General features: G+C 69.0%; 23 protein-coding genes. 9 read left to right on the top strand and 14 right to left on the bottom strand.

Annotated features, from left to right (window positions below; genetic code table 11):
* Positions 1–211 precede the first annotated feature (211 nt).
* The 6 genes from DK254_RS17495 to hpaC all read right to left on the bottom strand — a co-directional run bounded on the left by DK254_RS17495 (position 212) and on the right by hpaC (position 7,091).
* A complete protein-coding gene (locus tag DK254_RS17495; RefSeq protein ID WP_089393723.1) occupies positions 212–1,339 on the bottom strand; it encodes an acyl-CoA dehydrogenase family protein in 1,128 nt (375 codons plus the stop codon).
* Positions 1,340–1,349: 10 nt separating this feature from the next.
* Positions 1,350–2,531, bottom strand: a complete 1,182-nt coding sequence (locus tag DK254_RS17490; RefSeq protein WP_109934799.1) for an acetyl-CoA C-acyltransferase — start codon at positions 2,529–2,531, stop codon at positions 1,350–1,352.
* Positions 2,532–2,544: 13 nt separating this feature from the next.
* Positions 2,545–3,315: a 3-hydroxyacyl-CoA dehydrogenase gene (locus DK254_RS17485; protein WP_109934798.1), complete on the bottom strand. Its 771-nt coding sequence runs from the start codon at positions 3,313–3,315 to the stop codon at positions 2,545–2,547.
* Between the two features lie 14 nt (positions 3,316–3,329).
* Positions 3,330–4,991, bottom strand: a complete 1,662-nt coding sequence (locus DK254_RS17480; RefSeq protein WP_109934797.1) for an acyl-CoA synthetase — start codon at positions 4,989–4,991, stop codon at positions 3,330–3,332.
* A 447-nt stretch (positions 4,992–5,438) separates the two neighbouring features.
* Entirely contained in the window at positions 5,439–6,437 is a 999-nt protein-coding gene (locus DK254_RS17475) for an LLM class flavin-dependent oxidoreductase (protein WP_089393727.1), read from the bottom strand.
* A gap of 141 nt (positions 6,438–6,578) precedes the next feature.
* On the bottom strand, positions 6,579–7,091 hold the full coding sequence (hpaC, locus tag DK254_RS17470) for a 4-hydroxyphenylacetate 3-monooxygenase, reductase component (RefSeq protein ID WP_089393728.1): 513 nt from the start codon (positions 7,089–7,091) through the stop codon (positions 6,579–6,581).
* Positions 7,092–7,329: 238 nt separating this feature from the next.
* Between hpaC and DK254_RS17465 the strand changes: the two genes are divergently transcribed.
* Positions 7,330–7,944, top strand: a complete 615-nt coding sequence (locus DK254_RS17465; protein ID WP_089393729.1) for a response regulator transcription factor — start codon at positions 7,330–7,332, stop codon at positions 7,942–7,944.
* A 279-nt stretch (positions 7,945–8,223) separates the two neighbouring features.
* On the opposite strand, the gene DK254_RS17460 is transcribed toward DK254_RS17465, so the two are convergent.
* From DK254_RS17460 to DK254_RS17425, 8 genes are all read right to left on the bottom strand, one after another.
* Positions 8,224–9,177 carry a PDR/VanB family oxidoreductase gene (locus tag DK254_RS17460; protein ID WP_109934796.1) on the bottom strand — a complete coding sequence of 318 codons (954 nt, stop codon included), beginning with the start codon at positions 9,175–9,177 and terminating at the stop codon, positions 8,224–8,226.
* A gap of 137 nt (positions 9,178–9,314) precedes the next feature.
* Positions 9,315–10,055: an SDR family NAD(P)-dependent oxidoreductase gene (locus DK254_RS17455; RefSeq protein ID WP_109934795.1), complete on the bottom strand. Its 741-nt coding sequence runs from the start codon at positions 10,053–10,055 to the stop codon at positions 9,315–9,317.
* Between the two features lie 10 nt (positions 10,056–10,065).
* Complete coding sequence (locus tag DK254_RS17450; RefSeq protein WP_109934794.1) at positions 10,066–10,563, bottom strand: aromatic-ring-hydroxylating dioxygenase subunit beta; 498 nt, start codon at positions 10,561–10,563, stop codon at positions 10,066–10,068.
* Positions 10,560–11,843 (bottom strand): aromatic ring-hydroxylating dioxygenase subunit alpha, encoded by a 1,284-nt coding sequence (locus tag DK254_RS17445; RefSeq protein ID WP_109934793.1) that lies wholly within the window; start codon positions 11,841–11,843, stop codon positions 10,560–10,562. The genes DK254_RS17450 and DK254_RS17445 overlap by 4 nt, the downstream gene beginning before the upstream one ends.
* 10 nt (positions 11,844–11,853) lie before the next feature.
* A complete protein-coding gene (locus tag DK254_RS17440; RefSeq protein ID WP_109934792.1) occupies positions 11,854–13,011 on the bottom strand; it encodes an amidase in 1,158 nt (385 codons plus the stop codon).
* Positions 13,008–13,514 (bottom strand): nuclear transport factor 2 family protein, encoded by a 507-nt coding sequence (locus DK254_RS17435; protein WP_109934791.1) that lies wholly within the window; start codon positions 13,512–13,514, stop codon positions 13,008–13,010. The genes DK254_RS17440 and DK254_RS17435 overlap by 4 nt, the downstream gene beginning before the upstream one ends.
* A gap of 3 nt (positions 13,515–13,517) precedes the next feature.
* A complete protein-coding gene (locus DK254_RS17430; protein ID WP_109934790.1) occupies positions 13,518–13,889 on the bottom strand; it encodes a hypothetical protein in 372 nt (123 codons plus the stop codon).
* A 22-nt stretch (positions 13,890–13,911) separates the two neighbouring features.
* Positions 13,912–15,066, bottom strand: a complete 1,155-nt coding sequence (locus tag DK254_RS17425; protein WP_109934789.1) for an acyl-CoA dehydrogenase family protein — start codon at positions 15,064–15,066, stop codon at positions 13,912–13,914.
* A gap of 230 nt (positions 15,067–15,296) precedes the next feature.
* On the opposite strand from DK254_RS17425, the gene DK254_RS17420 reads away from it, so the two are divergent.
* The 8 genes from DK254_RS17420 to DK254_RS17385 all read left to right on the top strand — a co-directional run bounded on the left by DK254_RS17420 (position 15,297) and on the right by DK254_RS17385 (position 23,764).
* On the top strand, positions 15,297–16,787 hold the full coding sequence (locus tag DK254_RS17420) for an ATP-binding protein (protein WP_109934788.1): 1,491 nt from the start codon (positions 15,297–15,299) through the stop codon (positions 16,785–16,787).
* Between the two features lie 187 nt (positions 16,788–16,974).
* On the top strand, positions 16,975–18,123 hold the full coding sequence (locus DK254_RS17415) for an amine dehydrogenase large subunit (protein WP_109934787.1): 1,149 nt from the start codon (positions 16,975–16,977) through the stop codon (positions 18,121–18,123).
* A gap of 15 nt (positions 18,124–18,138) precedes the next feature.
* The gene (locus DK254_RS17410; RefSeq protein ID WP_109934786.1) at positions 18,139–18,678 is read left to right on the top strand and encodes a MauE/DoxX family redox-associated membrane protein; all 540 of its coding nucleotides are present in this window, start codon (positions 18,139–18,141) and stop codon (positions 18,676–18,678) included.
* A 3-nt stretch (positions 18,679–18,681) separates the two neighbouring features.
* Positions 18,682–19,320: a methylamine dehydrogenase accessory protein MauD gene (gene mauD, locus DK254_RS17405; protein ID WP_109934785.1), complete on the top strand. Its 639-nt coding sequence runs from the start codon at positions 18,682–18,684 to the stop codon at positions 19,318–19,320.
* A gap of 19 nt (positions 19,321–19,339) precedes the next feature.
* A complete protein-coding gene (locus tag DK254_RS17400; protein ID WP_009622218.1) occupies positions 19,340–19,861 on the top strand; it encodes a methylamine dehydrogenase light chain in 522 nt (173 codons plus the stop codon).
* A gap of 15 nt (positions 19,862–19,876) precedes the next feature.
* Positions 19,877–20,401, top strand: a complete 525-nt coding sequence (locus tag DK254_RS17395; protein WP_089393742.1) for a cytochrome C — start codon at positions 19,877–19,879, stop codon at positions 20,399–20,401.
* A gap of 471 nt (positions 20,402–20,872) precedes the next feature.
* The gene (locus DK254_RS17390; RefSeq protein WP_109934784.1) at positions 20,873–21,820 is read left to right on the top strand and encodes a phospholipase D family protein; all 948 of its coding nucleotides are present in this window, start codon (positions 20,873–20,875) and stop codon (positions 21,818–21,820) included.
* Between the two features lie 414 nt (positions 21,821–22,234).
* Complete coding sequence (locus DK254_RS17385) at positions 22,235–23,764, top strand: nucleobase:cation symporter-2 family protein (RefSeq protein ID WP_109934783.1); 1,530 nt, start codon at positions 22,235–22,237, stop codon at positions 23,762–23,764.
* Positions 23,765–23,874: the final 110 nt, after the last annotated feature.

Below are 23,874 nucleotides of genomic sequence, written 5' to 3'. Positions count from 1 at the left end.
GGGGGGATGGGTAGGGTTCGAGGTGTCGTAGGAGCGAGCTTGCTCGCGAATGGTGCATCAACTGGGCCTATGGTGTTGGCCCTGAAGAGCGCCCTCTCCCTAACCCTCTCCCTGAAGGGAGAGGGCTGGGGAGAGGGAGCGGAGTCAAGCCAAGGCACCTGTGTTGCCGACGAACTCCATTCGCGAGCAAGCTCGCTCCTACAAGCGCTCTTTACAAACTCCGAGCAATCACCAACCGCTGCACATCACTGGTGCCCTCGTAGATCTGGCACACACGCACATCCCGGTAGATGCGCTCCACCGGGAAGTCCTGCAGGTAGCCGTAGCCGCCGAGGGTCTGGATCGCCGCCGAGCACACCCGCTCGGCCATTTCCGAGGCGAACAGCTTGGCCATGGAGGCCTCGGTCAGGCACGGCAGGCCGGCTTCGCGCAGGCTGGCGGCGTGGTGGACCATCTGCCGCGCCACGGCTATCTCGGTGGCCATGTCGCTCAAGCGGAAGGCCACCGCCTGGTGCTCGATGATCGGCTTGCCGAAGGTCTGCCGCTCGTGGGCGTAGTCGCGGGCGCACTCGAAGGCGGCGCGGGCCATGCCCACCGCCTGGCTGGCGATGCCGATGCGCCCGCCCTCCAGGTTGGCCAGGGCGATGCCGTAGCCCTGCCCTTCCTCGCCCAGCCGGTAGGCGGCCGGGATGCGCAGGTCGTCGAAGGCGATCTGGCAGGTGTCCGAGGCATGCTGGCCGAGCTTGTCCTCCACCCGCACCACGCGGTAGCCGGGGGTGTCGGTGGGCACGATGAAGGCGCTGATGCCCTTCTTGCCCGCCGCCGCGTCGGTCACCGCGAAGACGATCACCAGCCCGGCGTGGCTGCCGGAGGTGATGAACTGCTTGCTGCCGTTCAGCACGTAGTGGTCGCCGTCGCGGCGCGCGCGGGTCTTCAGGAAGCTGGCGTCGGAGCCGGCCTGGGGCTCGGTGAGGGCGAAGGCGCCGATCATCTCGCCACGGGCCAGGGGCACCAGGAACTGGCGCTTCTGCTCCTCGCTGCCGAACTTGGCGATGGGCATGCAGCCCACCGAGTTGTGCACGCTCATGATGGTGGAGCAGGCGCCGTCGCCGGCGGCGATTTCCTCCAGGGCCATGGCGTAGGCCAGGTGCCCGGTCTGGGCGCCGCCCCATTCTTCCGCCACCAGCATGCCGAGGAAGCCGAGGTCGGCCATTTCCTTCAGCGCCTCGGCGGGGAAGCGGTGCTCGCGGTCCCACTCGGCGGCGAAGGGTTTCAGCCGCTCCTGGGCGAACTGGCGGGCGACGTCGCGGATCTGCAGTTCTTCTTCGCTGGGAATCATGCTGGGCTCCTTACAGGCGCTCGACCGCGATGGCGGTGGCCTCGCCGCCGCCGATGCACACCGAGGCGATGCCGCGCTTCAGGTCGTACTGCTGCAGCGCCGAGAGCAGCGTCACCAGGATGCGCGCCGCCGAGGCGCCGATGGGGTGGCCCAGGGCGCAGGCGCCGCCGTGGACGTTGAGCTTGGCGTGGGGAATGTCCAGCTCGCGCATGGCGGCCATGGCCACCACGGCGAAGGCTTCGTTGACCTCGAACAGGTCCACCTCGCCCAGGCCCCAGCCGCTGCGCTGCAGCAGGCGCTGGATGGCGCCCACCGGCGCGGTGGGGAACAGGTTCGGCGCGGCGGCGTAGGACGAGTGCCCGCGGATCGCCGCCAACGGGGCCAGGCCACGCTTCTCGGCCTCGGACAGGCGCATCAGCACCAGTGCCGCGGCGCCGTCGGAGATGGAGCTGGAGTTGGCCGCGGTGACGGTGCCGCCCTCGCGGAACGCCGGCTTCAGCGTCGGGATCTTGTCCGGGCGGGCCTTCGGCGGCTGTTCGTCCTGGCTGACCTCGCGGGTTTCCTTGCCGGCCTTGACCGTCAGCGGGACGATCTCGGCGGCGAAGCGCCCGTCGCGCATGGCCTGCTGGGCGCGGGTCAGCGAGGCGATGGCGTACTCGTCCTGCTGCTCGCGGGTGAAGCCGTAGCTCTGCGCGCAGTCCTCGGCGAAGGTGCCCATCAGCCGGCCCTTGTCGTAGGCGTCCTCGAGGCCGTCGAGGAACATGTGGTCGAGCACCTTGCCGTGACCCATGCGGTAGCCGCTGCGGGCGCGCTCTAGCAGGTAGGGGGCGTTGGACATGCTTTCCATGCCGCCGGCCAGCACCACGTTGGCGCTACCGGCCAGCAACGCGTCATGGCCCTGCATCACGGCCTTCATGCCCGAGCCGCACATTTTATTGATGGTGGTGCACGGCGTGCCGCGGTCCAGGCCGGCACCCAGCACCGCCTGGCGCGCCGGGGCCTGGCCCTGGCCGGCGGAGAGCACGCAGCCGAGGATGGCCTCGTCGACCTGGTCGGCGCCCAGCTTCGCGCGCTCGATGGCGGCGCGCACGGCGGCGGCGCCGAGGGTGGCGGCGCTGGTGTCCTTGAAGTCGCCGAGGAAGCCGCCCATGGGCGTGCGGACGGCACTGACGATGACGATGGGATCGTTCATGGTTTCACTCCTGTCACTTGGCGGCCATGCGGATGGCGCCGTCGAGGCGGATCACTTCGCCGTTGAGCATGCTGTTCTCGACGATATGCCGCACCAGCGCGGCGAACTCGTCGGGGCGGCCCAGGCGCGGCGGGAACGGCACGCTGGCGCCGAGGGAATCGCGGACTTCCTGGGGCATGCCGGCCATCATCGGCGTCTCGAAGATGCCGGGGGCGATGGTCATCACGCGGATGCCGTGGCGCGCCAGTTCGCGGGCCACCGGCAGGGTCATGCCGACCACCCCGGCCTTGGACGCGGCGTAGGCGGCCTGGCCGATCTGTCCGTCGAAGGCCGCCACCGAGGCGGTGTTGATGATGACGCCGCGCTCGCCGCCGGCATCAGGTTCATTGCGGGCCATGGCCTCGGCGACCAGGCGCAGCATGTTGAAGCTGCCGACCAGGTTGATGTTGACGGCACGGGCGAAGCTCTCCAGGCCATGCGGGCCGTTGCGCCCGAGGACTTTCTCGGCGGGCGCGATGCCGGCGCAGTTGGCCAGCCCGTGCAGCGCGCCGAAGTTGGCCAGGGCGGCCTCCACGGCGGCGCGGCCGTCGGCCTCGCTGGTGACGTCGGTGCGGATAAAGCGCGCGTTGGCCGAGCCCAGCTCCTCGACGCGCGCGGCCGCGGCGTCGGCGTTGACGTCGGCCAGCAGCACGCGGCCGCCGGACTCCACCAGGGTCTTCGCGGTGGCCGCGCCGAGCCCGGAGCCGCCGCCGGTGATGAGGAATACCTTGTCCTGGATGTGCATGGAATCTCTCCGAATCAGTTCTGCGCGGCCGCGCGTTCGGCCGCCTCGCGTTGCCGGGCGATCTCCTGGTTGCGCAGGAGGAAGCGCTGGATCTTGCCGCTGGGGGTCTTGGGCAATTCGGCGATGAACTCCACCTCCCGCGGGTAGCTGTGGGCCGAAAGGCGCTTGCGCACGTACTGCTGCAGTTCCTCGGCCAGTTCTGGGCTGGGCTGGTGGTGCGGGCACAGCACCACGTAGGCCTTGACCACCTCGGTGCGCTCGGGGTCGGGCTTGCCGATCACCGCCGCCTCCATCACCGCCGGGTGCTCGATCAGCGCGCTTTCCACGTCGAAGGGGCCGACGCGGTAGCCGGAGGTGGTGATGAGGTCGTCCGAGCGGCCGACGAAGCTGATGCTGCCGTCGGCGTTCAGCTCCACGGTGTCGCCACTGAGATAGTAGTCGCCGACGAAGGCCTTGGTTTCCATGCCCTGGTAGCCGGCGAACCACATCAGCGGCGAGCGCGTGCGGTCCATGGCCAGGATGCCGGGCTGGCCGGCGGGCAGCTCCTCACCGTTCTCGCCCAGCACCACCACCCGGTGGCCGGGGATGGAGTAGCCGGCCGCGCCCAGGTGCACCGGGTGCTGCAGCGCGTGATGGTTGGCCAGGACCATGCCCAGTTCGGTCTGCCCGTAGTGGTCGTGGATGGTCACCCCGAGGCCCTCGGCGAACCAGCGGATCACCTCCGGGGTCAGCGCCTCGCCGGCGCTGCTCACCGCGCGCAGGCAGCCCTTGATCTCGCGTGCCACTTCCTCGCCGGAGGCCTTGAGCATGCGGTAGGCGGTGGGCGAGCCGGCCAGGTTGGTGATGCCGAACTGGCGGATGATCCGGCAAGTGCTTTCGACGCTGAAGGCGCCCTCGTAGAAGGTGGTGGCGTGGCCCAGGGCCAGCGGGCCGGTGACGGCGTAGTAGAGGCCGTAGGCCCAGCCCGGGTCGGCCAGGTTCCAGAAGCGGTCCTCGGAGCGCAGGTCCACCGCGTGGCGCAGGTAGCCGGTGAACGCCAGGATGGCCTTTAGCGGCACCGCCAGGGGCTTCGCCAGGCCGGTGGTGCCGGAGGTGAACATCAGCATGAACGGATCTTCGCCGCGGCGCATGACCGGTTCGAACTGCTCGGAGCGGCCTTCCAGGGCGCCCCAGAAATCCAGGTCGCCGGCCGGGATCGCCTGGCCGCCGCTGACGGTGATCACCTGCGGGGCGTTGGGCACCTCGTCCAGCTTGGCGCGGTTGCCGGCGTCGGTGACCAGCACGCGGCTGCCGGCGATGCCCAGGCGGTGCTCGATGGCCTTGGGCCCGAAGGCGGTGAACAGCGGCTGGTAGACCGCGCCCAGGCGCCAGGTGCCGAGGATGGTGACCAGCAGCTCGGGGGTGCGCGGCAGCATGCCGGAAACCCGGTCGCCGGGGCGCACGCCCAGGTCGTGCAGCAGGTTGGCGAACCGCGCGGACAGCGCCTGCAGCTGGGCGAAGCTGTACTCGGCGCGTTCGCCGTTGCGGCCCTCCCAGTACAGGGCGACGCCACCGGCCTGGGCGTGGCGGTCGCAGCATTCGACACAGGCGTTGAGGGCATCGAGGCTACCGGCAAGGGTGTCTCGGGCGGTGGCCGCGTAATCGAACTCGGCAACGGCGGCAGCATAAGGGCGCATCGCGGAACTCCTGGCTTGTTCTTGTAGGGAGTACCGGGATGTTCGCGCCGCGACGGCGCGGCGGCAATGTCGAAAGGGACCGTTCTGGCTGAGCGGATTGGACAGCCAAAACGGCGGATAACGCCAAGGTCAACCTCGGCGTCGCCCGGGATCACGGCCAAACGGCGGATAACGCGGAGCGTTATTCGCCCTACGCCGAGCCCGACCGCCGCGTAGGGCGTATAACCGTTCGCGGTTATACGCCGATACACCTCGCTTCCCGACACCTCCATGGCCGAGCCCGGGAACATGCCAGAGCCCCAAGGCTCGTTTCCGAGCGGCCGGCGGCGAAGGTCAAACGGCAGGAGCGGGGAAGCGGAATCTGTAGGAGCGAGCTTGCTCGCGAACCGATCCTCCGCAGCGGGGCGGTTCGCGAGCAAGCTCGCTCCTACGAAGAGCTGGTGGCGCTCAACGCAGCCCGGCGACGATCTCCAGCGAACGCAGGCGCAGGGCGTGGTCGTAGATATCGCTGGTGAAGATGATCTCGTCGGCGCCGGTCTGCTCCAGCAGTATCTCCAGGCGGCTGCGCACCTTCTCCGGGCCGCCGATCACCGCCAGGCCGAAGAAGTTGCCCACCGCCTCCTGCTCGTGGGGCAGCCACAGGCCGGCCATGCGCTCCACCGGCGGCTTCTGCTTCAGGCTTTCGCCGCGGATCAGCGCCAGCACGCGCTGGAAGGCGGTGGTGGCCAGGTATTCGGCTTCCTCGTCGGTGGGCGCGGCGATCAGCGGCACGCCGATCATGGCGTAGGGCTGCTCGAGGATGGCCGAGGGCCTGAAGTTCTGCCGGTAGATGCGCAGGGCGTCGTGCAGGTAGCGCGGCGCGAAGTGCGAGGCGAAGGCGTAGGGCAGGCCCTTTTCCGCCGCCAGGCGAGCGCTGAACAGGCTGGAACCGAGCAGCCAGATCGGCACCCGCGTGCCCTCCCCCGGGATCGCCAGCAGGTTCTGCTGCGGGCGGCGCGGGCCGAGGAGCATTTCCAGCTCGGCGACCTGTTCCGGGAAGTCCTCGCCGTCACCCAGCAGGCGGTCGCGGCGCAGGGCGCGCAGGGTCGCCTGGTCGGCGCCGGGGGCGCGGCCCAGGCCCAGGTCGATGCGCCCCGGGTAGAGGCTGGCGAGGGTGCCGAACTGCTCGGCGATCACCAGCGGCGGGTGGTTGGGCAGCATCACCCCGCCGGAGCCGACGCGGATGCGCGCGGTCTTGCCGGCGATGTGGCCGATCAGCACGGCGGTGGCCGAGCTGGCGATGCCGTCCATGTTGTGGTGCTCGGCCAGCCAGTAGCGGGTGAAGCCGAGGCGCTCGACGTGGCGGGCCACCTCGACGGCGTTGTTCAGCGCCTCGGCGACGGTGCCCTGGTCGCGGATGGGGACCAGGTCGAGCATGGAGAAGGCGGTTTCGGACAGGGACTTCATGGAGGCTCCAGTCTGGGCCCGCACGGCTGCCGTGCGGGCGTGGCTTTGAGCCGGACTCTAACGGCATGCCCGGCGCATGACCACGCGTCGGCGTCGATAGTACTCATGCCGCGCAGTGATGGAGGCGCCCTGCCCCGGCCCTCAGGCCGCCGCCGAGACCCCGTCCAGGCGATGGAACAGGCGGTTGAAATACACCAGGCTGTCGCCCTGCTCGCGCACCGCGGCGCGCTCCAGCTCGACGAACAATACCGAGTGCGAGCCGACTTCCTTGCACTCGCTGATGCGCCCTTCCAGAGTGACCAGGGCGTCGCGCAGCACCGGCACGCCGGCCACGCCGTCCTCCCAGAGGGCCGAGGCGAAGCGTTCCTCCATGGGCACCCGGGTCATGCCGGCGAAGTGCCGGGCCAGCTCTTCCTGCTCGCCGCGCAGCACGTTGACGCACAGGTGGCCGTTGGCGCGGAAGGGCTCGTGGCTGGCGCTGCCGCGGTTGATGCACACCAGCAGCGTGGGCGGCGAGTCGGTGACCGAGCAGACCGCGCTGGCGGTGATGCCGCAGCGCCCGCCGGGGCCGTCGCTGGTGATGATGTTCACCGCGGCGGGCAGCCGCGCCATGGCGTTGCGGAAGTCGATCTGGGTCTGGCTCAGGTTGTTCATGGCGCGCCCTTGTGGCCGGTTGTCGATGCTTGCCAATCTACGGCCGCGCGGCCAGGCGCGGTATCCAGGCGAATCCCATGGCGGCGGTGGCTGGCCTTTAGTCGACTAGGGGGTTTCTTTATCGCCAGCGCCGCCCCGCCTGGGTATGCTGGCCCCTGGGCGCCAGCGCGCCCGCCCGTGCGTGCCGCAGCGAAGACTGCGAGCCAGACCTAATAAGAAGAACCGTGGCAGTGCCCTGATGGATACCCGCAAACCCGTTGTGTACATCGTCGACGACGACAAGGACCTGCGCACCTCGCTGGCCTGGCTCCTGGAGTCGGTCAGCATCCAGGCGCAGTGCTTCGCCGGCGCCGAGGAATTCCTCGCCCACTACGACGCCACCACCCCCGCCTGCCTCGTGCTCGACGTGCGCATGCCGGAAACCAGCGGCTTCCAGCTGCAGAGCATGCTAAACGAGCGCGGCGCGGCCTTGCCGATCATCTTCGTTTCGGCCCACGGCGACATCCCCATGTCGGTGCAGGCCATGAAGAACGGCGCCCTGGACTTCGTCGAGAAACCCTACAACCCGCAGCAGATGCTCGAACGCATCCAGGCCGCGCTCAAGGCCGCGGTGCAGGTGCACGCCGGCGCCGAGCAGAAGCGCCAGCTGCAGCAGCGCCTGGACCTGCTCACCGGGCGCGAGCGCGAGGTGCTGGGCATGGTGATCGACGGCAAGGCCAGCAAGGTGATCGCCCGCGAGCTGAACATCAGCGTGAAGACGGTGGATGTGCACCGCACCAAGATCAAGGAGAAGATGGGGGTTTCCAGCATTGCGCTGCTGGTGCGGGAGGTGTTGGACCTGGGGGTGCCGTAGGGGCGCTTCGGGGTTGGCCACGAGGTGGCGTGGCGCCTGGTGTATCGGCGTATAACCGCGAACGGTTATACGCCCTACGCAACGGCCGGGCTCGGCGTAGGGCGAATAACGCGAAGCGTTATCCGCCGCTTGGCCTTGGCCAAAGAGCGCTTCGGGGTTGGCCACGAAGTGACGTGGCGCCTGGGTGTATCGGCGTATAACCGCGAACGGTCATACGCCCTACGCAACGGCCGGGCTCGGCGTAGGGCGAATAACGCGAAGCGTTATCCGCCGTCTGGTTCAGAGGTCCAGCACCAACCGCGCCGACCTGGCCCGCGAGACGCAGGCGCAAATCTGCCTGTTCGAGGCCTTCTCCTTGCTCGACAGGCAGTTGTCGCGGTGTTCCGGTTCGCCTTCCAGCACTTCCACGATGCAGGTGCCGCAGATACCTTCGCGGCATTCGGTGTCGATGTCGCAGCCGTGGGCCTGGAGCACGTCCACCAGGCTGGCGTCGGCCGGCACCTGCAGGACCACGCCGCTGCTGGCCAGCTCCACCTCGAAGCTGCCGGCCGGGGCCGCGTTGGCGGCCGGGTCGGCCTGGAAGTGCTCCAGGTGGATGGCGTCTTCGCTGCGGCTGCGCCTGGCGATTTCCACCACCTTGTTCATGAACGGCGCCGGGCCGCAGGTATAGACGTGGGCCGCCGCCGGCGCGCGTGCCAGGCAGGCGGCCAGTTCGGCTTCGAGGTCGGCCAGCTCCACGCCGTAGTGAAACGCCACCTTGCCGGCGAACACCGGGCCGGACAGCAGCTCGACGAACGCCGCGTGTTCCGGCGAGCGGGCGAAATAGTGCAGCACGTAGGGCTCGCCCCGGGCATTGAGCTTGTAGGCCATGCTCAGCAGCGGCGTCACGCCGATGCCGGCGGCGAACATCACGTGCTCGCGGGCTTCGGGGGCCAGGCGGAACAGGTTGCGCGGGGCGCCCATCTCCAGCTCCATGCCCTCTTCCACCTGCTCGTGCAATGCCGCGGAGCCGCCGCGGGAGGCGGCTTCCTTCTTCACCGCCACCAGGTAGGCGGCGCGGTCTTCCGGCGGGCTGCACAGGGAATACTGGCGGGTCACCCCGGTGGGGCCGGTGACGTCGACGTGGGCGCCCGGCTCGTAGGCGTCGAACGGCTGGCCGTCGGCGCGCACGAGGCGGAAGGAGCGGATGTCCAGGGCTTCGTCGACGATCCTTTCGATTCTTACCTTCATCATTGTTGTTACCTACAAGGCGTGGATTCGGGGTGTGGGGTAGGCCGGGGTGCTCACTCGTACCTCGGCGCCCTCTCCCCAGCCCTCTCCCTGAAGGGAGAGGGGGTTGTACGGTGTGTACTGGGAGTCCTGCGTAAACCTCAACGCATGAACAGGCCGCCGTTGATGTCCCAGCAGGCGCCGGTCACCGAGGCGGCGTTGTCGGCTACCAGCAGCAGCACGCTGTCGGCCACGTAGTCCGGGTCGCCCAGGCGGCCCACCGGGATGGTCTTGAGGATCTGCGCCAGGCGCTCCGGGGCCACCGTCTCGCGCACCACCGGCAGGTCCAGCGGGCCGGGGGAGATGCTGTTGACGGTGACGCCGGCCGGCGCCAGTTCGCGGGCGAAGACCTTGGTCAGGGTCGCCACCCCGCCCTTGGCCGCGGCGTAGTGCCCGCCGGTGGCGGTGCCGCCGTTCTGCCCGGCCAGCGAGGCGATGTTGACGATGCGGCCGAAGCCACGGCTGGCGAAGTGCGCGCCGAACACCTGGCAGGCGACGAAGGTGCCGCGCAGGTTCACCGCCAGGGAGGCGTCGAACTCCTCCGGGGTGATCTCCATCAGCGCGGCGACCCTGGACACCCCGGCATTGTTCACCAGGATGTCGCAGCCGCCCCACTTGGCCTGCAGCTGGTCGCGGGCGCGTTCGAAGTCGGCCTTCTCGCGCACGTCCAGTTCCACCGCCAGCACGCTGGCGCCGCTGGGGTCGAGTTCATCGGCCAGGCGCTGGGCGTCGCCCAGGCGCACGTCGGCCAGGGCCACGCGGTAGCCGGCGCCGTGCAGGCGCCGGGCGATGCATTCACCGAGGCCGCGGGAGGCCCCGGTGACGAGTGCGGTACGGGTCATGGACGGGTCCTCAGAGCAGGAAGCCGATGGCGCCCAGGGCGTCCTGGGCGTTGATCAGGCGCACCACCTTGCGCTCCAGGCGCGGGCCTTCGGCGGCGAAGCGGATGCGGTGCTCCAGGTCGGCGACGAAGGGGGTGTGCACGCCGCGCTTGTAGGCGTAGAGGATCTGCGCCGAATGCACTTCGACGAGGTCGCCGGCCGCTTCCACCAGGCGGAAGCGCGACACCGTGCGCACGGTCCTGGCCGAATCCACCGCCGAGGGCGAGAAGCCGGCGCTCAGGCGCTCGATGCGCAGAGCGCGCATGCGCGCGTCGTCGAAGGCGTAGTTGAGGCTGGCGGAGAAGTCGTCGCCCTCGGCGTCGATGGGCACCACGTAGATGCCCTCCTCGCTCCACAGCGCGCTCCACTGCGCGTAGTCCTTGCGGTCGAGCAGCTCGGCTTCGCGCCAGATGAATTCGATGGCCTTGGCCAGCGGGCCGGAGAAGCCGTTCAGGGTGTCGTTGCTCATTGGCTCATCATCCTCTTCCACATTTGGTAGGCCTCGCGCATGCCGCCTTCGTCGGTGGCGTGGGAAACCTTGTCGCCGTTCTCGGCCAGCACCTCGCGGTTCAGCCCGCGGTTGACCAGGATCGGCGCCTCGGGGCCGGCGTAGGAGCCGCGCTGCACGCGGTCCCAGGCTTCCGCGTCGTCCGGGCTGCCGAAGCCGAACGGGCCCTGGAAGTGCTCGTGGATGCGCAGGCGTTCGCGGTTGGCGATCTCCGGGCCGCCGTCCATGCCCAGGGCGACGTGGCGGATTTCCGTCTCGGTGACCGAGACCGGGCGCAGCACGCGGAAGAACGACATGGACATGGCCACGTTGGGGAACAGGTTGAGGTTGAAGCCGGCGCCGTGCAGCGAGCGGACGATGCGGCGCACCTGTGCAGGCTCCATGGTCCTGGACAGCTCCTCGGTGACGTGGGCGAAGCGCTCCTGCAACTGCTCGGTGCCGTCGTCGTGGTCGAGGTCGACGTGCTCGGGCACCATCACCATCACGCTGTGGCCGTTGCCCAGGGCGTGGGTCACCGCCTGCGGGTCGGTCATGAACGAGAGCATCTCGCTGGTCTCGTCGTCCACCGAGGACATCCACGACTTGTGCACGATGGGGAAGTGGTAGCCGTCGGTGGTGTTCTCCAGCTGGATTTTCCAGTTGCCCCTGAAGGTGAACCTGTGTTCGCCCTGGACCTTGATCGGGAAGCCCGCGCCCTGCTTCATGAACAGGTCCATCCAGTGCTTCGCCCCGCCGAGGAAGTCTTCCAGCGGCTCGATGTCGGCGTCGTAGCTGGCGAAGATCATGCCGGCGTAGCTTTCCACCCGCAGGCTGGTCAGCGGCAGCTCGGCCTTGTCGAGGATGTCCTCGTAGCCGTCCGGGTACGGCAGCGCGCGCAGCTTGCCGTCCAGGCCGTAGGACCAGCTGTGGTACGGGCAGGTGAAGCCGGTGGCGTTGCCCTTGTGCTTCTCGCAGACCGTGGCGCCGCGGTGGCGGCAGCGGTTCTCCAGGACGTTGATCGCGCCCTTCTTGTCGCGCACCACGATCACCGGCCGGCGGCCGATCATGGTGGTCTTGAAGTCGCCGGGGTTGCGCACTTCGCTGACGTGGGCGACCCACACCCAGGTGCGGTAGAAGATCTTTTCCAGCTCGGCCTCGAACAGCGCCGGGTCGTGGTACAGCGATACGTCGACGCGGTCGCTCTGGACCAGTTGCTCGGGGCTGCCCGTCTTGGCGATCAGCCGGTATTCGGGGGCGCTCATGGGTGTCTCCTCATGCCATTTTCTTGTTCGTCGGCCGCTCGGCGGCCAATGCCTGTTCCAGCTGCGCGCCGAAGGCGCAGACGCGTTCGTCGTCGCCCTTGCGGCCGATGACCTGCAAGCCGACCTTGAGCCCGCCGTGCTCCAGCTCCACCGGCACGCTCAGCGCCGGGTGGCCGCTGAGGTTGAACGGGCGGACCAGGGCGGTCAGCGCGGCCACGCTCCTGCCGCTGCGCGCATCGCTGAGCAGCGGCGGCAGGCTGGCCAGGGTCGGCAGCAGCAGCACTTCGTAGTCGTCCAGGGCGGAATCGATGGCGCGGGTGAAGCTCGCGCGCACGCCTTCGGCCTCGGCCAGTTGCGCGGCGCTGGTGCGCCCGGCGGCGAGCAGGCGCTGCTCGACGTCGGCGCCCAGCAGGCCCTTGCCGGTGAGCTGGCCGAGAGCGGCCCAGTTCTCGTGGTTGATGACCATAAGGCCTGCCTCGAAGGCCGCCTCGAACTCGCCCAGGTACAGGCTCGCCCGGCGCCAGCCGGCGCGGTCGGCGGCGGCGCCCAGGCAGGCCTGGATGTGCGGGTCGGCGGGCACTTCGAGGAAGGCCACGCGGGCGTTGGCGCCTGGCGGGTTCACGGCGCCGAAGCCGGGGCAGATCACCTGCATGGCGGCGACCAGCTCGGCCATGTTCGCGGCGAAGGGGCCCACGCAATCCAGGCTGCTGTGCTCCGGGTGCACGCCGGCGCGGCTGACGCGGCCGAAGCTGGGCTTGAGCCCGGCCACGCCGCAGCAGGCCGCCGGCACCCGCACCGAGCCGCCGGTGTCGGTGCCCAGGGCGATGTCCGCCAGCCCCGCGCCGACGGCGGCGGCCGAGCCGCTGGACGAGCCGCCGGGCACGCGGTCCGGCGCCTGCGGGTTGAGCGGCGTGCCACTCCAGTCGTTGATCCCGGTGACGCCGAAGGCCAGCTCGTGCAGGTTGGTCTTGCCGACGATGCGCCAGCCGGCGTCCAGCACCCGCTGCACCACTTCGGCGTGGCGCTGCGCGGGTGCGCTGTCGGCCAGCGCTCGGCTGCCGCAACGCGTCGGGTAGCCGGCGATGTCGATAGTGTCCTTGATGGCGACGCGCTTGCCGGCGCCGCCGAGTTCTAATTCAATGACGAATTCGCTGACGAAGATGCTCATGCCTCGCCCTCCGCGAGCGCGCCCAGCGGCATGGCCAGCAGCCGCCGGGTACGGAAATGGGTGATCTGCCAGGTGTCGCCGAGGCGGCGGAAGTCCAGCTGCAGGCGGGTGCCGAACAGCTCGCTGCGACCGTCGGCGTAGGTCGACAGCTGCTGCATCAGCCACTGGCCGCGCGCGGTGTCGCCGCCCTCGCCGACCTCGATCGACTCGCTGCCGAGGAAGTGCAGGTTGAGTGCGAAGTGCTCGGCCGGTGGCAGGTAGCCGGCGACAAACGCGGCCACCGCCTCGCGGCCTTGGTGGCGGCCGAAGCTCTGCTCGGCGCGCGCGCCCAGGCCTTCCCAGACGGCGTCCTCGCTGAACAGCTCGGCCAGCTCATGCTGCAACGCCAGGCTGCCGCGCGGCACGTCGCAGAGGTCCATGTAGCGGGCCATCAGGCGACGCACCGCGGCTTCGCCTTCGAGGCGTTCCAGGCGCGCTTGCAACAGCTCCAGGGCCTGGCCCATGGCTCAGCTCCGCGCCGCTTCGGGAATGGTCAGCGGGCGGCCGACGCGGGCCTCGATCCTGGCGTACTTCCACAGGCTGTACTGGCCGACCTGCACGGTGCGGAACAGGTTGCAGGCGTCGACCACGGTCTGGTGGCAATCGACGTCGGCCATGATGTACACGGTCCAGGGCGCGGTGTTGGAGGCGCCGACCATCAGGCGGTCGTCGTCGAGCACGCCGAGGACGTTCATCCCCGGCAGCGCGCCGAGTTCGCCCAGCATCTGGCTGAAGCCCTTCCAGACGCTGATGCCTTCGCCGGTGGGCAGGTCGAAGAAGTTCTGCGTGATGCCGATGCAGAACAGCACGCGCATGGGTTCGGCGGTGGGTCGGGTCATGGTTTCTTGTCCTTGTGGTCGATCAGAGGTAGCCGGGGAACGGCGGCACATCGAGCAGCACGGAACCTGCGCCGTCGTACATGCCGTCGCTGAGGAAGGCGTGCTGGGTCACCACCATGGCGTCGCGCAGGTAGCGCTGCAGCGGGTGGCGCAGGTAGATGGCGGTGGTCCCGGCCAGGCCGTAGGCGCGCTGCACCACCTCGGCGCCGGCCCGCGAGACGTGCACGGCGGACAGCCGCAGCAGGCTGACCTGCTCCGGGGTCACCGGGTTGCCGGCGAGGATGGACTCCCACACCTGCCCGGTGGCGTCGTAGAAGAAGCCCCGCGCGGCGTGCAACTGCGCCTCGGCCTTGCCCAGCTCGATGCGCACGTAGGCGCGGTCGGCCAGTTTCGGCGCGCCGGTCACGCCGCTGCCGGAGGCCATGCGGGCGATCTCGTCGAGGGCGGCGCGGGCCAGGCCCAGGTTGACCACCGCCAGCACCTGGGCGGCGTAGGCGATGGTCGGGTAGCGGTACAGCGGCTCGTCGATGCTGCTCTGGCCGCCGCGGATGAAGGTCCAGGCATCGGGCACGAAGACCTTGTCCAGGCGCAGGTCGTGGCTGCCGGTGCCCTTCAGGCCGACGACTTCCCAGTTCTCCACGATCTCCACGTCGCGGGCCCGCAGCAGCGCGGTGCGCGGCTTGCCGCCGGGGCCGCCGAGGCCGATGCCGACGCCGAGCACGTCGGCGCCCTTGCAGCCGCTGGCGAACTTCCAGGTGCCGCTGACACGCCAGCCGCCCGCCACCTGCTCGGCCGGCTGGATGGGGAACAGGCCGCCGGCGAACACCAGGTCCGGGCCGTCGGCGTACAGCTCGGCGAGGGTCTCGCGGGGCAAGGCGGTGAGATAGGTGCTGGCGCTGCCGAAGCTGGCCACCCAGCCGGCGGAGCCGTCGGCCTCGGCGATGCGTTCGATCAGGCGCAGGAAGTCGGCCGGCGGCAGGGCGTCGCCGCCGAAGCAGCGCGGGGTGGCGGAGCGGTAGATGCCGGCCTCGATGAAGCGCTCGATCATGTCGCGCGGCACGTGGGAACGGGCATCGAACTCGTCGCGGCGCTGGCGGACCTCGCCGAGCACCTGCTCGAACAGGTCGGCACGGCTGGCGAGGGGCGAATCTGTGGCGGCGGCGGCTGAACGCGGCATGGGCGTCTCCCTGTGTTCTTGTGGGCCGGCCGTCCGGTGGGAGCCGGCGGCCGTCGATGGGGCCCAGTGTAGGGAGCGCGCCGAGCGGGCCTCTATTGGGGCGTGCCGCCCGCGAACTAAAGGAATCCCCTAGTGCCCGCCGGGTTGTTTCCTAGCGCCGACGCGCTAGGCTGCGCGCTATAAAAAGCCGTACCCCGCGTTCGGGGACGCGCCCCTGAAGAGCCGCCGCCATGTTCCAGCCCGCCGAAACCGACTTCCACGCCCTCATCGAGGCCATGCCGCTGTGCATCCTGCTGCACGACGCCCAGACCAAGGAGATCCTCTGGGCCAACAGCGCCGCGCTGCGGGCCCTGGGCTTCAGCCTGGAGGAACTGGTGCCGCTGAAGGCCCCGGACATGACCAACCCGGCGCCCAAGTACCGCCGCGCCATCGGCCTGCGCTGGCTGGAAGGCGCGGCGCGCACCGGGCAGCGCGCCATCGAGTGGTGCTACCGCTCCAAGCAGGGCGTGGACATCCTCTCCGAGGCGACCGCCACCCTGGTCCACCTGGCCGAGCGCGACGTGCTGATGGTGCAGTTCCGCGACATCTCCAAGGAGGAGAAGGTCAGGCGCGACCTCAAGCGCACCGAGAGCCGCCTCAAGGCCTTCATGCAGGACCTGGCCGAAGGCGTGGCGGTGCTCGGCCCGGACGGCGACATCCGCTTCATCAGCGATTCCGCCCTGGCCCTGCTCGGCGCCGCGGACCGCCGGAGCCTGGCGCGCAACTTCCTCGACGCCTGCGACGAGAAGTCCCGCCAGCGCCTGCGCCAGCACCTGGGCCGCACGCCGCCCACCCGCGAGCCCTACAGCGTCGCCTACCACCTGCGCCGCGGCGACGGCGACTGGCGCTGGCACCACGCCACCTGCCGCTACATCGAGATCGAGGACGACCTCTGCGGCCACCTGCTGCTGTTCCGCGACGTCAGCGAACAGGTGCGCGCCGAGGAAGCCCGGCGGCAGAGCGAGCAGAAGCTGGAGTACCTGGCGCGCTACAACGCCATGGGCGAGATGGCCGTGGCCATCGCCCACGAGCTGAGCCAGCCGCTGGCCGCCACGCGCAACTTCATCGAGGGCTCGGTGATCCGCCTGGGCCAGCAGGGCGAGGTCGAGCCGAACGTGGCCTGGGGCCTGGACAGCGCGGTGCGGCAGATCGAGCACGCCTCGGAGATCATCAAGAGCGTGCGCGAGTACGTGGTGCGCCTGGAGCAGGCCGAGCAGTGCGTCGACCTCAACGAGCTGCTGGCCGACGCCCGCTACTTCATCGACCTCAAGGGCCAGCCGGCCGGCGTGCGCCTGGAACTGGCGCCCTGCGCCGAGGCGCTGCCGGTGAGCTGCGAGAAGGTGCTGATCGGCCAGGTGATCCTCAACCTGGCCTTCAACGCCATCGAGGAGATGGCCGAGCTGCCCGCCGAGCGCCGCGTGCTGCGCATCCATACCCGGCGCCAGGGCGGCAGCGCCCTGCTCTGCGTCGAGGACCGCGGCCGCGGCATCGACGCCGGCGCCCGGGAGCGGCTGTTCGACGGTTTCTTCAGTTCCAAGGTCAGCGGCAACGGCATTGGCCTGGCGCTGTGCAGGAACATCGTCTCGCGCCACCGCGGCGACATCTGGGCGCAGAACGTCGAGCCCAGCGGGGCCATGTTCTGCGTCTCGCTGCCACTGGCCGCGCCCGCCGACCAACGGTGAGGCGCGGCGCCCGAACCGCGTCGATCCTTGCCCTGGCACACCGGCGCAAGCCCTGTCAGGGACACACAAGGGCTTGGCACGCAGAACAAGGCAGCACCGGGCAGCGCGGGGCAGACTAGGGCTGCAGTCTTCTGCCCACACCGATCCGCGGGCCGACCATCCAATAAAATCGAGGGAGCCACCCCCCATGCGAATAACCAGGATCCTTGCTCGTACCACGCTGGCGCTAGGCGTCTCGCTGGCCGCCGTCGGCGGCGCATTCGCCGACCTGCCGCCGGAGACCGTCGGCCAGACGACCCTGCCGTTCCCGCCGGATCCGCACCGCGCCTACGTCGTCGACGTGGAATTCGACAGCTTCGTGACCGGCCGCGTGACCGTGGTGGACCCGCAGCAGAAGAAGATGCTCGGCATGGTCAGCACCGGCTTCGCCGCGCCTTCGACCCTCAGCCACGACCAGCGCACCCTGTACACCGCCGACCTGTACTACTCGCGCGGCACCCGCGGCACCCGCACCGACGTGCTGACCGCCTGGGACACCTCCACCCTGGCCCCCACCTGGGAAGTGGTGATCCCCAGCAAGCGCTCCGAATCCCTGACCCAGCGCTACGGCCTGGCGGTCAGCGGCGACGACCGCTTCGCCTACGTCTACAACTTCACCCCGTCCACCTCGGTGACCGTGGTCGACACCCAGGCCAAGGCGGTGACCGCCGAGATCGCCATCCCCGGCTGCGTGCTCAACTACCCGGTGGGCAAGCGCGCCTTCGCCTCGCTGTGCGGCGACGGCAGCGTGCAGCTGGTGACCCTCGGCGAGGACGGCAAGGAAACCGCGCGCAGCCGCACCCCGTTCTTCGACCCGAACAAGGAGAAGCTGGTGGAGCGCGCCATCAACGATGGCGAGACCTACTACTTCACCACCACCGAAGGCGTGATCCACACCATCGACTTCTCGGGCAAGCAGCCCAAGGTGCTGCCGACCTGGTCGCTGGTCACCGACGCCGAGCGCAAGGCCGGCTGGGCTCCCGGCGGCTGGCAGGAACTGGCCCTGGCGCCGAAGCTGAACCGCCTGTACGTGCTGATGCACGACAAGCACGAGCCGATGAAGTGGGAAGACCCGAGCACCGACATCTGGGTCTACGATCTGAAGACGCAGAAGAAGATCGGCACCCTCAGCGCCCCGGCCCCGGTCTGGAGCATGACCGCCACCAGCGACGACGCCCCGCTGCTGTACGGCGCCAACGTCGAGGGCGGCCTGGAGATCTTCGACCTGAAGGCCGGCAAGCACACCGGCACCGTGGAGAAGATCGCCAAGACCGCCACCCAGGTCCTGACCCACTGATATAGAGGCATGACCATGCAACCCGATCCCATCTACGTGATCGCCGCCGCCGTCTCGGTGGCGGTGATCCTGGCCAGCGCCGCCAGCCACAAGTGGCGCGCGCCGGGGCGCTTCACCCGGCAGCTGGAGGACTACCGGCTGCTGCCGCAGGCCCTGCTCAAGCCCGCCGCCCGCGTGCTGCCGCTGGTCGAGGGCGGCGTCGCCTTCGCCCTGCTGGTGCCGGCCAGCCGTTCGCTGGCGGCCCTGGCCGCCGCCGCGCTGCTGGCCCTGTACGCCGCGGCCATCGGCATCAACCTGTGGCGCGGCCGCCGCGACATCGACTGCGGCTGCGCCGGGCCCGACCAGGCCCAGCCGCTGCGCCCGGTGCTGCTGGCGCGCAACGCCGTGCTCATCGCCCTGGCCCTGCTCGCCAGCCTGCACCCGCAGGCCCGCGACCTGGGCCTGTTCGACGGCTTCGTGACGCTGGCCGCCAGCGCCGTCGCCCTGCTCCTCTACGTCGCCGCCGATGGCCTGCTGGCCAACGGCCCCCGTCTGCTCAAACTCATTGGAAGGTGAACCATGGAAGCCATGATCGTTTCCAACATCCTGCTCTGGTGCCTGCTGCTGGCACTGGCCTTCGTCGTCATGGGCCTGGTGCGCCAGATCGGCGTGCTGCACGGGCGCATCGCCCCGGCCGGCGCGCTGATGGTCGACAAGGGCGTATCGGTCAATGAACCGGCCCCGCAGGTCACCGCCGCCGACCGCCAAGGCCGCCCGGTGAACTTCGGCTACGCCGGCGAGAAGGCCCAGTTGCTGTTCTTCCTCTCGCCCACCTGCCCGATCTGCAAGTCGCTGCTGCCGGCGATCAAGTCCATCGCCAAGGAACAGGCGCACCGCCTGGACGTGGTCTTCGTCAGCGACGGCGAGCCGGCCGCTCAGCAGGCGCTGATCGCCGAGCACAAGCTCGAAGGCGCCACCTACGTGGTCGGCCCGGAAGTGGGCATGACCTACCAGATCGGCAAGCTGCCCTACGCGGCGCTGATCGACAAGGCCGGCATCCTGCGCGCCAAGGGCCTGGTCAACTCCCGCGAGCACCTGGACAGCCTGTTCGAGGCCGAGCACCTGGGCAGCGCCACCCTGCAGCAGTACCTGCAGGCGCAGCAGCCTCAGGTTCACAGCCACGAGCCTGGCCATGCGCACTCGCACAGCGCCCACTGACAATAAAAAGGGATAACCGATGAAATTCCTCGACCAGCTCTTCGAGCGCTCCTCCCGCCGCATCGCCGACACCACCTCGCGGCGCAAGCTGCTCTCGCGCATGGGTTCGCTGCTGGTGGCCGGCGCCGCGCTGCCGGTGCTGCTGCCCATCGACCGCACCGGCAAGGCCCTGGCCGCCGACAAGCCGATGGCCGGCGACCCGGGCGACCCCAACAGCTGCGACTACTGGCGCTACTGCTCCATCGACGGCTTCCTCTGCTCCTGCTGCGGCGGCAGCGTGTCCAGCTGCCCGCCGGGCACCGAGGTGTCCCAGGTGGCCTGGGTCGGCACCTGCCACAACCCGGCCGACGGCAAGAACTACATCATTTCCTATAACGACTGCTGCGGTAAGCACAGCTGCAACCAGTGCGCCTGCACCCGCAACGACAGCGAGGAACCGGCCTACCGTCCGTTCAACAACAACGACGTGAACTGGTGCCTGGCGGCCAAGTCGCACATCTACCACTGCACCGTCTCGGTCATCCGCGGCGTGGCCGTGTAGGGCGCGGGGTCAGCCATGAAACGCTCGCTGCTGACCCTCGGGCTGTCGTGCCTGCTGGCCATGCCCATGGCCCAGGCACGCAGCATTCCCGACCCGCACCAGAAGCACGCGCCGGGCAACGAGGCGGAGCAGACGCCGATCGCCCAGGCCGGCTACAGCAACGCCACCAACTACCAGTTGCAGTGCGCCGGCTGCCACCTGTCCGACGGCGCCGGCTCGAAGTCCAACGACGTGCCGAGGATGCTCGGCTTCGTCGGCAACTTCCTCAAGGTAGACGGCGGCCGCCAGTTCCTGGTGCGGGTGCCGGGCATGTCCATGTCGGCGTTGAGCGATGCGCAACTGGCGGACATGCTCAACTGGCTGCTGCGCGAGGACGGCATGGCCGGCAAGAGCATGCCGGCGGACTACAAGCCGTACACCGCGGAGGAAGTAGCGGGGATCCGTCACGAAACCATGCTCAACCTCCCGGGAACCCGCGCCCAGCTGATCGCCGCGATGCGCAGGCAGGGCATCGCCATCGACGACGGCATGGGCGACTGAAAGACGCCTTTGGTTCCGCTTCGGCCCGCCGTATGGCGGGCTTTTTTTGGTTGGTTTTTCGTAGGAGCGAGCTTGCTCGCGAACAGAGTTCACTGGGAGTTGCGGGGCTGAGGTTGAGAGCACCCTCTCCCTAACCCTCTCCCTGAAGGGAGAGGGGACCGTTCGGCGTGCTCGGGTATTTTAGAGTTAGCCGGCAACGCCGCAGGTTTCCGGCTGAAACCATTCCTTCTCTCGGCACGGACAAGCCCCCTCTCCCTTCAGGGCGGGGCGCGCAGCCGAGGGCTGGGGAGAGGGTTCGGAGTCAACCGGAAACACCATGGCCGCCGGCGAGCACGGTTCGCGAGCAAGCTCGCTCCTACAAAAAACCAAGCCCCCTGCTCTACCGCAAGCCTTTTCGCGCCAAGCGTGAAACCTCCCCCACCGGCGTGCGACAATGCCTACATTTGCGGAACCCATGCTGCTGGAGAACCTATGCAGATCCTCGATAATCAGAACGACCTCGCGGGCTACCTCGGCCAACAGCGCGACAAGAAGATCACGGTCGTCACCGCCTTCGCCGCCGGCACCGAACCCCTGGTGGAAAGCCTGCGCGCCAACGGCAACCGTCTGGACATAGTGGTCGGGACCATCAACTCCTTCACCTCCCCGGACTTCATCGAGTACTGCATCGGCGAGGGCGGCGACGACCTGGCGCTGTCCGTCGACTTCCGCTACCAGAAGAGCATCCACTGGAAGCTCTACCTGGTCGAGCCGGACATCGTCATCCTCGGCAGCGCCAACTTCACCGAACTGGGCGTCGGCCTGTCCCGCGACAATGCCGTGGTCATCCAGGACGCCGCGCTCTACGCCGGGCACCTGGCCCGCGTCGAGGCGCTGAAGGCCACCGAGGGCGTGCTGCCGGCCAGCGACAGCGAGGCCTTCGACGAGGCCCTGGAAACCTACCGCTGGAACCACCGCCGCATGCAGGCGGGCCTGGCGCGCACCGCGCAGTACCTGGACGGCGAGAGCTGGCTGGGCGAGGAGTCCAACCAGAGCATCCCGCTGTTCATCTGGTACAGCGACCACTCCGAGGACTCCGAGACCACCGCCGAGGGCTTCCTGCGCGCCAGCAGCGGCGTGGACTGGGACGACGTACGCGAGTTCTTCACCTACGAATGCGCCGAGGGCGCCCTGCCCTACGAGGAAGGCGACGTGGTGCTGACCGCGCGCTGCAACGGCTCGCACATCGCCTTCTACACCTTCGACCGCATCCTCTACCGCGACGGCACCTACTACATCTATTCCTACCGCAAGAAGCGCTACCCGGCGCCGTTCAACCTGGACGACACCAAGGAAGGCCTGAAGGACGTCATCCCGCGCTGGTACGAGGAAGGCCGCACCGAGATGAACCGGGCGGACATCCTGCGCTTCATGATCTGAAGCCCCTCCCCCGGCCACTGCGAAAACGCCGCGAACGGTTCCCCGTCGCGGCGTTTTTCATTCGGGCGCCCGCTGGACAGCACCATCTTGAGGCCGCGGCGCCCGACTTCCGTGCACTTCTTCCCTCTGGCCACCTCGCTCCATGGCCGCCCCGATGGTCGGGCCCTCGCGCCACGCGGGCCGTGCCGACCAGCGACACCCTTGTATCCAAAATTCCTGACGACCTGGCCAGGTTCTTGCTTCGCTCCGGGCGGCGTGCAGGCAGCCGCCTGCGCATTTCACGGAAGATTATTTTTTCTTTCTAATCAAATAGTTCAGAGCGTCGAGCAAGATTTTGTATACAAGGTAGTAGCCAAACACACACAACCGTGTCTACATTGCTCGGCACAACAAAAACAAGCGAGTCCTCCAGCCATGAATGACCGTTCAGCTGTAGCGTCTTCCAGCACCCGCCCGGAAGACGAGAACCTCGGTGTCGGCGCCAACCTGGCGTACGGCCTGCAACACGTTCTGACCATGTATGGCGGCATCGTCGCCGTGCCGCTGATCCTCGGCCAGGCCGCCGGCCTGTCGCCCGCCGAGATCGGCACCCTGATCGCCGCGTCGCTGTTCGCCGGAGGCCTGGCCACCTTGCTGCAGACCCTCGGCCTGCCCTTCTTCGGCAGCCAGCTGCCGCTGGTGCAGGGGGTGTCCTTCGCCGGGGTGGCGACCATGCTCGCCATCCTCACCACCGGCTACGAGGGCGGCGGCATCCCGGCCGTGCTGGGGGCGGTGATGGCGGCCTCGGCCATCGGCCTGCTGATCACCCCGGTGTTCTCGCGCATCACCAAGTTCTTCCCGCCGCTGGTCACCGGCGTGGTCATCACCACCATCGGCCTGACGCTGATGCCGGTGGCCGCGCGCTGGGCCATGGGCGGCAACCCCAAGGCCGCCGAGTTCGGCAGCACCGCCAACATCGGCCTGGCCGCCGTGACCCTGGTGATAGTGCTGCTGCTGAGCAAGCTGGGCAGCGCCGCCATCTCGCGCCTGTCGATCCTGCTGGCCATGGTGATCGGCACCGGCATCGCCTATGCCGCGGGCATGACCGACTTCTCCAAGGTGGCCGAAGGCCCGATGCTGGCCATGCCGGAAATCTTCCACTTCGGCATGCCGACCTTCCACGTGGCGGCGATCATCTCCATGTGCATCGTGATCCTGGTGACCCTGGTGGAAACCTCGGCGGACATCCTCGCCGTGGGCGAGATCATCGGCACCAGGGTGGACTCCAAGCGCCTGGGCAACGGCCTGCGCGCCGACATGCTGTCGAGCATCCTGGCGCCGATCTTCGGCTCCTTCACCCAGAGCGCCTTCGCCCAGAACGTCGGCCTGGTGGCGGTGACCGGAGTGAAGAGCCGCTACGTGGTGGCCACCGGCGGGCTGATCCTGGTGACCCTCGGCCTGCTGCCGGTGGTCGGCCGGGTGGTGGCCGCGGTGCCCCCGGCGGTGCTCGGCGGCGCCGGCCTGGTGCTGTTCGGCACCGTGGCGGCCAGCGGCATCCGCACCCTGTCGAAGGTGGACTACCACAACAACATGAACCTGGTGATAGTCGCCACCGCCCTGGGCTTCGGCATGCTGCCGATCGCGGCGCCGAACTTCTACCATAACTTCCCGGGCTGGGTGGAAACCATCTTCCACTCCGGCATCAGTTCCTCGGCCATCATGGCCATCGCGCTGAACCTGCTGTTCAACCACTTCAAGACCGGCAACTCCGACCAGCAGTCGGTATTCGTCGCCGCCGAGGAACGCACCCTGCGCTACCGCGACATCGCGGCGCTGAACGAGGGCGACTACTTCCTCGACGGCAAGCTGTTCGACAAGGACGGCAACGAGGTGCCGGTGATCGACGAGGAGAACGAACACGCCGAGCAGGCGCCGCCGAGGACGGTGAAGGCTGTGGCCCACTGACGACCAGAACGGCCCCGCGAGGGGCCGTTTTCATTAGGAGGCTGGCGTTTTACGCCTATCGCGGACGGAGTCCGCTCCTACGGGATATATGCCGTGCCCATCGGCAACCT

The sequence above is a fragment of the Pseudomonas sp. RW407 genome (genome assembly GCF_003176655.1).
In the GTDB taxonomy this organism is placed as follows: domain Bacteria; phylum Pseudomonadota; class Gammaproteobacteria; order Pseudomonadales; family Pseudomonadaceae; genus Pseudomonas; species Pseudomonas delhiensis.
Note: the sequence above shows the minus strand (reverse complement) of the source record. Positions and strands in the feature narration are given on the sequence as shown.

What these genes read in the sequence shown, in the direction of transcription:
- DK254_RS17430 (WP_109934790.1), bottom strand. Translation starts at nt 13,889, where the DNA reads ATGACCCGACCCACCGCCGAACCCATGCGCGTGCTGTTCTGCATCGGC.
- DK254_RS17425 (WP_109934789.1), bottom strand. Translation starts at nt 15,066, where the DNA reads ATGCCGCGTTCAGCCGCCGCCGCCACAGATTCGCCCCTCGCCAGCCGT.
- DK254_RS17490 (WP_109934799.1), bottom strand. Translation starts at nt 2,531, where the DNA reads ATGAACGATCCCATCGTCATCGTCAGTGCCGTCCGCACGCCCATGGGC.
- DK254_RS17395 (WP_089393742.1), top strand. Translation starts at nt 19,877, where the DNA reads ATGAAACGCTCGCTGCTGACCCTCGGGCTGTCGTGCCTGCTGGCCATG.
- mauD (WP_109934785.1), top strand. Translation starts at nt 18,682, where the DNA reads ATGGAAGCCATGATCGTTTCCAACATCCTGCTCTGGTGCCTGCTGCTG.
- DK254_RS17445 (WP_109934793.1), bottom strand. Translation starts at nt 11,843, where the DNA reads ATGAGCGCCCCCGAATACCGGCTGATCGCCAAGACGGGCAGCCCCGAG.
- DK254_RS17435 (WP_109934791.1), bottom strand. Translation starts at nt 13,514, where the DNA reads ATGGGCCAGGCCCTGGAGCTGTTGCAAGCGCGCCTGGAACGCCTCGAA.
- hpaC (WP_089393728.1), bottom strand. Translation starts at nt 7,091, where the DNA reads ATGAACAACCTGAGCCAGACCCAGATCGACTTCCGCAACGCCATGGCG.
- DK254_RS17475 (WP_089393727.1), bottom strand. Translation starts at nt 6,437, where the DNA reads ATGAAGTCCCTGTCCGAAACCGCCTTCTCCATGCTCGACCTGGTCCCC.
- DK254_RS17465 (WP_089393729.1), top strand. Translation starts at nt 7,330, where the DNA reads ATGGATACCCGCAAACCCGTTGTGTACATCGTCGACGACGACAAGGAC.
- DK254_RS17390 (WP_109934784.1), top strand. Translation starts at nt 20,873, where the DNA reads ATGCAGATCCTCGATAATCAGAACGACCTCGCGGGCTACCTCGGCCAA.
- DK254_RS17485 (WP_109934798.1), bottom strand. Translation starts at nt 3,315, where the DNA reads ATGCACATCCAGGACAAGGTATTCCTCATCACCGGCGGCGGCTCCGGG.
- DK254_RS17440 (WP_109934792.1), bottom strand. Translation starts at nt 13,011, where the DNA reads ATGAGCATCTTCGTCAGCGAATTCGTCATTGAATTAGAACTCGGCGGC.
- DK254_RS17385 (WP_109934783.1), top strand. Translation starts at nt 22,235, where the DNA reads ATGAATGACCGTTCAGCTGTAGCGTCTTCCAGCACCCGCCCGGAAGAC.
- DK254_RS17450 (WP_109934794.1), bottom strand. Translation starts at nt 10,563, where the DNA reads ATGAGCAACGACACCCTGAACGGCTTCTCCGGCCCGCTGGCCAAGGCC.
- DK254_RS17480 (WP_109934797.1), bottom strand. Translation starts at nt 4,991, where the DNA reads ATGCGCCCTTATGCTGCCGCCGTTGCCGAGTTCGATTACGCGGCCACC.
- DK254_RS17460 (WP_109934796.1), bottom strand. Translation starts at nt 9,177, where the DNA reads ATGATGAAGGTAAGAATCGAAAGGATCGTCGACGAAGCCCTGGACATC.
- DK254_RS17415 (WP_109934787.1), top strand. Translation starts at nt 16,975, where the DNA reads ATGCGAATAACCAGGATCCTTGCTCGTACCACGCTGGCGCTAGGCGTC.
- DK254_RS17410 (WP_109934786.1), top strand. Translation starts at nt 18,139, where the DNA reads ATGCAACCCGATCCCATCTACGTGATCGCCGCCGCCGTCTCGGTGGCG.
- DK254_RS17495 (WP_089393723.1), bottom strand. Translation starts at nt 1,339, where the DNA reads ATGATTCCCAGCGAAGAAGAACTGCAGATCCGCGACGTCGCCCGCCAG.
- DK254_RS17455 (WP_109934795.1), bottom strand. Translation starts at nt 10,055, where the DNA reads ATGACCCGTACCGCACTCGTCACCGGGGCCTCCCGCGGCCTCGGTGAA.
- DK254_RS17400 (WP_009622218.1), top strand. Translation starts at nt 19,340, where the DNA reads ATGAAATTCCTCGACCAGCTCTTCGAGCGCTCCTCCCGCCGCATCGCC.
- DK254_RS17420 (WP_109934788.1), top strand. Translation starts at nt 15,297, where the DNA reads ATGTTCCAGCCCGCCGAAACCGACTTCCACGCCCTCATCGAGGCCATG.